The following is a 9,022-nucleotide window of genomic DNA, read 5'->3' as shown; positions in this document are numbered from 1 at the left end:
CATGGTCGCCATGTTCGGCGCGCACATGCCCGCGCCCTTGGCGAAGCCGCCGATGCTCCAGCCGTCCGGATGCGTGAGGACCGCCTGCTTCGGCACCTTGTCGGTCGTCATCACAGCGGTCGCAGCTGCGAGACCATCCGAAGGACCGTTGCCCAGCGCATCCACTGCCGCATCGATCCCGGGGATGAGCTTGTCCATCGGAAGGCGCTCGCCGATCAGCCCGGTCGAGCAGACGCCGATCTCGGCCGCTCCCACCCCCAGGACTGCGGCCAGCTTCTCGGCGGTCTGGTGGGTGTCCTGGAATCCCTCCGGCCCGGTGCAGGCGTTGGCGCCGCCCGAGTTCAGCACGACTGCCTTCAACTGGCCGGCCGTCAGGACCTGCTGGGACCAGAGCACGGGGGCTGCTTTCACCTTGTTCGTGGTGAAGACGCCCGCCGCCGCGTAGTACGGGCCGTCGTTGACGACGACGGTCAGGTCCGGTTTGCCGGCCGGCTTGATCCCTGCGATCACCCCCGCCGCACGGAAGCCGGCCGGCGCGGTCACTCCGGCGCTCCGATCGACTTGGATGGCTGGGGTGACTGCGAGGGTCACGGTGCTACTCCTACGAGGGGAAGGGCCAGAGTCTCGTCGAGACCAGCGGCCAGGTTCATGCACTGCACGGCGGCGCCGGCGGTGCCTTTGGTGAGGTTGTCCATCGCGGCCACGACGACGACGCGGCCGATGCGCTGGTCGAGCGCGACCTGTACGTGCACGGTGTTCGCGCCGAGCGTCGACTGCGTCTGCGGCCACTGCCCTTCCGGCAGCAGGTGCACGAACGGCTCGTTGCTATAGGCATCTTCATAGGCGTTCCGCAGCTGCGAGGCCGTGATGCCGTCGGCAACAGGTGCGCTGCAGGTCGCGAGGATCCCGCGCGGCATCGGGGCGAGCACCGGCGTGAAGGAGACCGAGACCGGCGAGTCGGTGACCGGAGCCAGGTTCTGCTCGATCTCCGGGGTGTGCCGGTGCACGCCGCCCACGCCGTACGCGGTCGCCGAGCCCATCACCTCCGCGCCCATCAGGTGCGACTTCGCCCCCTTGCCCGCTCCCGAGGTCCCGCTCACCGCGACCACCACCAGCTGGCCGGGATCGACGAGCCCACCCTGTACTGCGGGGAGCAGAGCCAGCGTGGACACCGTGGGATAACACCCCGGTACTGCGATCCGGTTCGCGCCGCGCAGCTTGTCCCGCTGGCCGGGGAGTTCCGGGAGACCGTACGGCCAGGAGCCGGCGTGCTTGCCGCCGTAGAACTCCACCCACGCCTCGGGCTCTACCAGCCGGAAGTCCGCGCCGCAGTCGATCACGGTGACGTCCTCGCCGAGTTGTTCGGCGATTTCGGCGGACTGTCCATGCGGGAGGGCCAGGAACACCACATCGTGTCCGGCGAGGTTCTCCGCGGTGGTCTCGGCCAGCACCCGGCCGGCCAGGGGGGTGAGGTGCGGGTGGTGCGCGCCCAGCGCAGTACCGGCGTTGCCTCCCGCGGTGAGCGCTCCGATCTCGACCTCCGGGTGCGAGGACAGCAGCCGGAGCAACTCTCCCCCGGCATAGCCACTGGCACCTGCGATCGCGACCTTCAGGCTCATGTGAATGAGTATGTCATGGATCGGATGAATATCCAACCGCGGGTGTGGTACCACGGTACGACCACCGGGGGCCGAAATCAGTCGCCGGTACCACGGTTGGCCGGATTCCCGCTCCTAGTTTGGGCAGTGAGGCAGCCGGGAGGCCCGGCGCCCGTGATCGAGGGACGACGGATGATCGAGGCACATCAACTGACCAAGAGGTACGGGGAGACGACTGCCGTGGACCGGCTGGACTTCACCGTCCAGCCGGGCACCGTGACCGGATTCCTCGGCCCCAACGGCGCCGGCAAATCCACCACCATGCGGATGATCATCGGACTGGACGCACCCACCAGCGGCTCGGTGATCGTCAACGGCCGCCCGTACGCCGAGCACACCGCTCCCCTGCAGGAGGTCGGTGCGCTGCTGGAAGCCAAGTCGATCCACCCGGGACGGTCCGCGTTCGACCACCTGATGGCACAGGCCTACACCCACGGCATTCCGCGCCGGCGGGTGGAAGAAGTGATCGAGATGACCGGCCTCGAGTCGGTCGCGAAGAAGCGCGCCGGGGCGTTCTCCCTCGGCATGGGGCAGCGGCTGGGGATCGCGGCCGCCTTGCTGGGCGACCCGGCCACGGTGATGCTGGACGAACCGGTGAACGGGCTCGACCCCGAGGGCGTGCTGTGGATCCGCAACCTGCTCACCGGGCTGGCCGCTGACGGCCGCACTGTCTTCATCTCCTCGCACCTGATGAGCGAGATGGCCCTGGTCGCCGACCACCTGATCATCGTGGGGCGCGGCCGGCTGCTCGCCGACACCACTGTCGACGAGCTGGTCGAGCAGACCCACGGCGACAGCGTGACGGTGGCGACCAGCGACCCGGCCCGGCTGCGCGAGGTGCTCGCGGGACCCGGTATCGAGATCACCGGGCGGGCGGGTTCGGAGGAACTGCAGGTGAGCGGATTGACGGCCCGCGAGATCGGGCTGAAGGCGCGCGACACGGGGATCGCCTTGTTCGAGCTGACCGCGAAGAAGGTCTCGCTCGAAGAGGCGTTCATGGATCTGACCAGGGATTCGGTCGAGTACCACGGCAGCACCGAGCTTTCCGGGAGGGCAGCATGAGCGTCATCACCTCGCCTCGCGCGACGACAGAGGAGCCGGGCAAGGCACCGCGCCCGGAGTACAAGGTGACGGGCCGGCGCGTACTCCGGTCCGAATGGTCGAAGCTGTGGTCCCTTCGCTCGACCTGGATCACGTTGGGACTGGGCCTGCTGTTCCTGGTTGCCTTCGGCTTGATCGCGGCCGCGCGCTACAAGTCCAGCCTCACCTCGGGCCGGCAGATGGATCCGGACTTCGCTGATGCGAACGCCCTCACCCTCTCCCTGTTCGGCGTCTCGCTCGCGCAACTGGCGCTGGGCGTGCTGGGCGTGCTGGTGACCGCGGGTGAATACAGCACCGGGATGATCCGCTCGACGTTGGCCGCGGTCCCCAAGCGACTGCCGGTGCTGTGGTCGAAGGCCACGGCGTACGGCGTGGTCGCGCTGATCGTGGGCCTCGTCGGCGCCATCGCCACCTTCCTGATCGGCAGCCAGATCCTGTCCGGCACCCCCGCGGAACTGTCGCTCTCGGACTCGGGAGTCGTCCGCAGCCTGCTGGGCGCCGGCCTCTACCTGGGCCTGATCGGCGTCATCGGCGTTGCGCTGGGCTCGCTCCTGCGGTCGGTGGCGGGCGGCATCACGGTCCTGGTCGCGGCCATGATGCTTGTTCCGGGGCTGATCACGCTGCTGCCGAGCGCCTGGCAGAACAACATCGAGCCCTACCTGCCCAGCGTGGCCGGCGGGTCGATGTACGCCTTGGACAAGGCTCCGAACACGCTGTCGGCGGGTGCCGGACTAGCGGTGTTCCTGGGGTGGACAGTGGTCGTGCTGGCCGCTGCTGCCTGGCGGCTGAAGCGAACCGACGCCTGAGATTCACCGGCCCGGCACACAATGGACAGGTGACACCCGTGACGACCACCTCCACGAGCCAGCCGCCAGGCGCTGAGCTCGACACGCTCTGGAGGCACCCACTGGTCATCCGGCTGGGCCGGTTCGGTCAGCGTTTGCGGCAGGCAGACGTACGGCGTCCCTGGGTGCTCGACCTGATCGTCGTGGTGCTGGTCATCGTGGTGTTCTGCGTGCCGGACCTCGTGATGGGCGGCGAACACCCAGGCGACCTCACGACTGGCTTCGAACAGCTGCCCCTGGCCGCGATGCTCGCAGTACAGGCCGGGCTGGTGCTACCGCTGTTCCTGCGGCGACGGGCGCCGTTCGCGGCCTTCGTCGCCATCGCAGCCGTGTTCCTGCTCCAGTTCTCGCTGGACTCGTTTCTCCGAGCAGACATCGCCCTGCTCGTCGCCCTCTACAGCCTGACCCTGCACGGCCAGCTGCGCCAACTGCTCATCGCCTGCGCGATGACGGCGGCTGCCTTCGTGCTGCTGGCCGTGCGGTTGTCAGGTCCGGCGTCGGTGGCGGAGGCGCTGTTCTTCCTGTTCGCGGCCGCGACCGCAGCCGTCGCGCTCGGACTGGCGGTCCGCGTCAGGCGGTCCCAGCTCGCCAGTCTGCGCGAGCATGCGGCCCGGCTGGAGGTCGAGCGCGACCAGCGGGCCAGGCTGGCCGCGGCCAGTGAACGCACCCGGGTCGCGAGGGAGATGCACGACATCGTCGGCCACAACCTGTCGGTGATGATCACCCTCGCGGACGGCGGCGCCTATGCGGCCGAAGTCACACCTCGGCGCAGCGCGGAGGCGCTCCGGCTGATCGCCGACACCGGACGTGAGGCGATGAGCGAACTGCGGCGGATGCTGGGCGCGTTGCGCGAGTCCACCGACACCCCCGAGCTCAGTCCCCAGCCGAGCATCGCCGACATCGACGGACTGTCCGCCCGGATCCGCGCCGCCGGACCAGAGGTGCTCTATCGCACCACGGGAGATCTCGACGGACTCGATCGCGGCGTGCAACTGGCGGCGTACCGGATCGTGCAGGAGGCCCTCACCAACACGCTCAAGCACGCCGGACCGGACACCCAGGCATGGGTCTCCCTGAGCGTCGAGGACCAGCGGCTGCAGATCGGCATCGAAGACACCGGCCCACGCTCCAGTACCTTCCGGCCCGAACAGGCAGGCGACGACGGACACGGCCTGATCGGGATGAGAGAACGCGCTGCCCTGTACGGCGGGGACGTCACCGCCGGCCCGAGATCCGGCGGCGGATGGATCGTGGCCGCCGACCTCGCGCTCGCCTCGCCCTCCGAACCAGCCAAAGGTGCCCTATGACCACAGTGCTCATCGTCGACGACCAGCCGCTGCAGCGACTCGGGTTCCGGATGCTGCTGGAGTCGGTCCCCGACACCCAGGTGGCCGGTGAGGCGTCCGGTGGTTCCGAGGCGGTCCGCCAGGCTGCCGAGTTGCGTCCCGACGTCGTTCTGATGGACGTCAGGATGCCCGGGATGGACGGTATCGAGGCCACCCGGCAGATCACCGCCAACGGTGGGCGCTCCCGCGTCCTGGTGCTGACGACGTTCGATCTCGACGAGTACGCGCATTCCGCGCTGCGGGCCGGCGCCAGCGGCTTCCTGCTCAAGGACGCGCGGCCGGAAGAGTTGCTGGCCGGGATCCGTGCGGTCGCCGCCGGAGACGCCATCATCGCGCCGGCTCTGACCCGGCGCCTGCTCGACGCCTACGTGCATCACCTCCCCGCCCGGGTCGAGCAGCCGGACGACAATCCGAAGCTGCGCAGCCTGACCGATCGCGAGCGCGAGATCCTCGTTGCCGTGGGCAAGGGCTGGACGAACGCGGAGATCGCCGAGCGGCTGGTGCTGTCGGAGTCGACCGTGAAGACGCACGTCGGCCGGGTGCTGTCGAAGATCGGCGCCCGCGACCGGATCCAGGCGGTCATCTTCGCCTACGACCTGGAACTCACCCGACCCAAACCCGCCGGCACCGACTGACCGGGGCGCGCCGGAACGACGCACCCCGGCGGTGTTGTCAGGGAATGGTCTCTCCGAGCGCCAGGATGGCCGCGGGCACGAGGAACGTGTAGACCGACGTGGCCGTCAGGATGGCGCCGAGGACCCGGCCGGGCAGCTTCCCGTACGTCGTCGCCGCGACGGCCAGGAAGGCGATCACCCAGACGACCAGGATCGACTGGAACATCCAGCTGCCGTCGAAGAACTTCCACCAGAACAGCGGCACGATCGCGACCGCCACGGCCAGGTTCCCGATCGGCCGCAGGTCCAGTCCCTTGATCAGCGAGACACCGAGACCGGTGAAGAACGTTCCGTAGAAGGTGACCAGTCCCCCGAGCGGGATGCCGGTCGGCCCGGGCACGGTACCGACGATCACGGCGGCCTGGAGGAGATCGAGCAGACCGGCGAGCAGGGTGATCCAGCCGACCGTGACGAGCGGATTCGGCCCCTCTTCGTCGGCGGGCTTCGCGCCGAGGCCGAGAAAGGCGAGGCCATTCACCCAGACGGCGAGACCGGAGATCACGAATATCACCGTGATTGGTGGCATGTTGCATCCCTTCTTTGTTTCTTCGGGTAATCGGGCCGGTAATGGCCGGAAGAAAGCCGGCGAAGGCCGCATGCCACTGCGATTGTGCTAGCTTGGAAAGCGTTGCGGCCAGGCCCGATCGATCGACGGCGTACGAATGCACACTCGGTCACCGTTGATCTGTGTCAGTTGGACTGCTGTGACGTCGCGGAGGCTGCCGGCCAGGCAGGACGGACCAGGTCCGGCCGGCCGGCGGCCTACGCTGGGAATTCGATCAACCAGTTCCTTTCGCCGGGCTTTCACCACAATTGTCCGGGGCGTGACCTGTTACTCACCCATTGACAGTTGATCGAGAGACAGTTTCGCAAGCGTGTCATCCGAACTAAGTAAACGTTACGAGAATGTCGCCGATGTAACGCGTGCGGAACCCTGCCGACAGCCGGCTGACGGTGGTGACGCGGGTCATGTCACAGATCCGCCGGGAGCCCGTGTCCTCGGGTGAGAACCTCGAGGAGGCGGAGATGGCCAGAATCAGTCTGGAGTACCGGCGGACGCCGTTCGTCCGGGTGCTGGAGTGGTACAGCAAGCGCAAGTACGGCGAGTTGCTGGATCCGGGGAAGGTCGCCCTGCACAATCGGCGGGTGCTGACCACGACGCTGGCCGTGGAGGCGACCGCGGCCCGGTGGAACCAGCTGGATCCGACCCTGCGCGCGCTCGCCGGGATGGTGGCGTCGGCCGAGATCGGCTGCAGTTGGTGCCTGGACTTCGGCTTCTGGGAACACCATCACCAGGGCATCGATCCGGTCAAGTTGCGCGCTGTGTCAGGGTGGCGGGACAGCGAGGTCTACACGGAGCTGGAGCGCGCGGTGATGGAGTACGCCGAGGCGATGACGGCGACCCCGCCGCGGGTCACCGACGAGCAGGTCGAGCGGCTCCGCCGGGACCTGTCCGAGGGCGAGTTGGTCGAGCTCACCACCCAGGTGTCGCTGGAGAACTTCCGCTCCCGGACGAACGCCGCACTCGACCTGACGAGCCAGGGCTTCAAAGCGTCCTGCGAGTTGAGGCCGGCGTGACTCCTGAGGAAGAGCTCGCCAAGGAGTTCGCGGAACATCGTGGCGTCCTCGTTGGCGCGGCGTACCGGGTGGTGGGGAGTGCGAGCGACGCCGAGGACGTAGTACAGGAGGCCTGGCTGCGGTGGTCCGTGGCGGATCGCGGTGAGGTGCGGGATCCGCGGGCGTACCTGATCCGGATCACCACCCGGCTTGCGTTGAACCGGCTGCGGCAACAGAAGTCCAGGCGTGAGCAGTACGTCGGACCGTGGTTGCCCGAGCCGATCGCGGCCGAGGACGATCCCGCCGTGGTCGCGGAGGTGGCGGACTCCGTTTCGATGGCGATGCTGGTGGTGCTCGAGACGTTGTCGCCGCTGGAACGGGCCGCCTTCGTGCTGCGTGAGGTGTTCGACCTGCCGTTCGGGGAGATCGCGGAGACACTCGGGCGGTCGGAGTCCGCAGTACGGCAACTGGCGCATCGCGCACGGGCCCATGTGCATGCGCGGCAGCCGCGGCATCGGGTGGACAAGGCGAGGCATACCGAGGTGACTGCGAAGTTCCTTGAAGCCACCTTGTCCGGGGACCTCACGCGGGTGATCTCACTGCTCGCACCGGACGTCGTGCTGGTGAGCGACGGCGGTGGCAAGCGGCAGGCCGCACTCCGGCCGCTCAACGGTCCGGACAAGGTTGCCCGCTGGCTGATCGGCGTACGGCAGGACGTGCTCGCGGCCGACCTCGCACTGCAGCTGACTTCGCTGAACGGCGAACCGGCCTTCGTCGCCTATGCCGGCGACGAGGTCGACACCGTGGGCTTCCTGGAGGTGGACGAGCTGGACCGGATCACTCAGATCTACGTCGTCCGCAACCCCGACAAACTGACCGGGGTCCCTGGACCCAGCTGAGCGGGAGCGGAGGGCGGAGGCCAGGTCGGAGAGCGACACCTTGAGCGAGGTGCGGCTGACGGTCAGTTCGACCAGGTCGGTCCAGCGCGATGCCCCGGTACCCCCGCTACGATCGCCTGGAGGCGGCAACGGAGGGGGGCGTTGATGACTCGTCGATCGGAGCAGCGGGACGCCAACGAGCTGCGAGGGAAGTTCCTCGCCAACCGGGACAAGGTCCGGTCGTGGACCGTCGGCTGGCAGTGTCCTGAGGTCGACTGGCCCGCGTTCCGCGAGATCCCCTCGCCCTGGGTGGTGCGCCGGGGGGAGGAACCTCGGTGGCTGGAGCGCGACGCGCCGTTCATGGGTGAGTACCGGTGGTTGCTGGAGGCGCGACCGCGCGCGGGGACCGGTGTCACGTCGGTGAGAGGCAACTGGTTCTTCCGCGAGCGGCATGAGTTCGAGCGCTTGGAGATCGAGTTCCAGAGCGTGGCGGATCCGGCGTACCTGGCCGAGAAGCTCGCGTTGGGCGCGCATGCGGCAGCCCTGAAAGGCTGGCAGCAAGACGACGTGCACGGAGTACATGCCTGGCTCTTCCAGGGTCTCGACACCCGGCCGATCGGCGACCTGGTGAGCGGGCAGCACCGGGAAGGCTGGATCCTCTTCGAACTCAAACGCTGGCCGGCCCCGACCACCCCGAACGAACTCAAAGCCAGTCTCACCATGAAACCGACAACCACCACCCTCGACGGCTCGCCTCTGACTCCCGACGGCCGATCCACCTAACCGGGTGCAGGTCACTGGTCGTCGGTCTCTTCGTCGGGTTCGTTGGTGGGGTCGTTGGTGGTGGTGATGGGGTGGGTGCCGGTGTGGTCGACGCGGAATTGGTATCCGTTGGGTGAGGTCCAGAGGAGTGCTCCGTCGTCGAGGGTCTCGACGTGCCAGCGGGCGTGGGTTTTGAGTCGG

At 68.2% G+C, this 9,022-nt stretch carries 10 protein-coding genes; 7 read left to right on the top strand and 3 right to left on the bottom strand.

Annotation, left to right across the window (positions count from 1 at the left end):
- Both VFG33_RS38190 and argC read right to left on the bottom strand, forming a co-directional pair.
- On the bottom strand, positions 1-591 hold a 591-nt coding region (locus tag VFG33_RS38190), incomplete at its 3' end, for a bifunctional ornithine acetyltransferase/N-acetylglutamate synthase (RefSeq protein ID WP_325057913.1).
- Positions 588-1,619 (bottom strand): N-acetyl-gamma-glutamyl-phosphate reductase, encoded by a 1,032-nt coding sequence (argC, locus tag VFG33_RS38185; protein ID WP_325057912.1) that lies wholly within the window; start codon positions 1,617-1,619, stop codon positions 588-590. The genes argC and VFG33_RS38190, both read right to left, overlap by 4 nt.
- Positions 1,620-1,790: 171 nt before the next feature.
- Here argC and VFG33_RS38180 point away from each other — a divergent pair, with 171 nt between their 5' ends.
- From VFG33_RS38180 to VFG33_RS38165, 4 genes are read left to right on the top strand one after another with little or no spacing between them, the layout of a single operon-like run.
- Positions 1,791-2,720, top strand: coding sequence for an ABC transporter ATP-binding protein (locus VFG33_RS38180; protein WP_325057911.1), 930 nt, complete (start codon positions 1,791-1,793; stop codon positions 2,718-2,720).
- Complete coding sequence (locus tag VFG33_RS38175) at positions 2,717-3,565, top strand: hypothetical protein (RefSeq protein WP_325057910.1); 849 nt, start codon at positions 2,717-2,719, stop codon at positions 3,563-3,565. Before VFG33_RS38180 ends, VFG33_RS38175 begins: the two co-directional genes overlap by 4 nt.
- Before the next feature lie 38 nt (positions 3,566-3,603).
- On the top strand, positions 3,604-4,911 hold the full coding sequence (locus VFG33_RS38170) for a sensor histidine kinase (RefSeq protein WP_325057909.1): 1,308 nt from the start codon (positions 3,604-3,606) through the stop codon (positions 4,909-4,911).
- Entirely contained in the window at positions 4,908-5,585 is a 678-nt protein-coding gene (locus tag VFG33_RS38165; RefSeq protein WP_325057908.1) for a response regulator, read from the top strand. Before VFG33_RS38170 ends, VFG33_RS38165 begins: the two co-directional genes overlap by 4 nt.
- A gap of 37 nt (positions 5,586-5,622) precedes the next feature.
- Here VFG33_RS38165 and VFG33_RS38160 read toward each other — a convergent pair whose 3' ends face one another.
- Positions 5,623-6,150 carry a hypothetical protein gene (locus VFG33_RS38160; protein ID WP_325057907.1) on the bottom strand — a complete coding sequence of 176 codons (528 nt, stop codon included), beginning with the start codon at positions 6,148-6,150 and terminating at the stop codon, positions 5,623-5,625.
- Positions 6,151-6,650: 500 nt separating this feature from the next.
- Between VFG33_RS38160 and VFG33_RS38155 the strand changes: the two genes are divergently transcribed.
- From VFG33_RS38155 to VFG33_RS38145, 3 genes are all read left to right on the top strand, one after another.
- The gene (locus tag VFG33_RS38155; RefSeq protein WP_325057906.1) at positions 6,651-7,202 is read left to right on the top strand and encodes a carboxymuconolactone decarboxylase family protein; all 552 of its coding nucleotides are present in this window, start codon (positions 6,651-6,653) and stop codon (positions 7,200-7,202) included.
- A complete protein-coding gene (sigJ, locus tag VFG33_RS38150) occupies positions 7,199-8,080 on the top strand; it encodes an RNA polymerase sigma factor SigJ (RefSeq protein WP_325057905.1) in 882 nt (293 codons plus the stop codon). Before VFG33_RS38155 ends, sigJ begins: the two co-directional genes overlap by 4 nt.
- 144 nt (positions 8,081-8,224) lie before the next feature.
- Positions 8,225-8,842 (top strand): hypothetical protein, encoded by a 618-nt coding sequence (locus tag VFG33_RS38145; protein ID WP_325057904.1) that lies wholly within the window; start codon positions 8,225-8,227, stop codon positions 8,840-8,842.
- The last annotated feature ends 180 nt before the right edge of the window (positions 8,843-9,022 follow it).

Origin of the sequence: Kribbella sp., from assembly GCF_035687465.1 — a bacterium.
In the GTDB taxonomy this organism is placed as follows: domain Bacteria; phylum Actinomycetota; class Actinomycetes; order Propionibacteriales; family Kribbellaceae; genus Kribbella.
Note: the sequence above shows the minus strand (reverse complement) of the source record. Positions and strands in the feature narration are given on the sequence as shown.

Bases quoted from the DNA above. Each gene is read 5' to 3' on its own strand.
- VFG33_RS38165 (WP_325057908.1), top strand. From the start codon at position 4,908: ATGACCACAGTGCTCATCGTCGACGACCAGCCGCTGCAGCGACTCGGG.
- VFG33_RS38155 (WP_325057906.1), top strand. From the start codon at position 6,651: ATGGCCAGAATCAGTCTGGAGTACCGGCGGACGCCGTTCGTCCGGGTG.
- VFG33_RS38180 (WP_325057911.1), top strand. From the start codon at position 1,791: ATGATCGAGGCACATCAACTGACCAAGAGGTACGGGGAGACGACTGCC.
- argC (WP_325057912.1), bottom strand. From the start codon at position 1,619: ATGAGCCTGAAGGTCGCGATCGCAGGTGCCAGTGGCTATGCCGGGGGA.
- VFG33_RS38175 (WP_325057910.1), top strand. From the start codon at position 2,717: ATGAGCGTCATCACCTCGCCTCGCGCGACGACAGAGGAGCCGGGCAAG.
- VFG33_RS38145 (WP_325057904.1), top strand. From the start codon at position 8,225: ATGACTCGTCGATCGGAGCAGCGGGACGCCAACGAGCTGCGAGGGAAG.
- VFG33_RS38160 (WP_325057907.1), bottom strand. From the start codon at position 6,150: ATGCCACCAATCACGGTGATATTCGTGATCTCCGGTCTCGCCGTCTGG.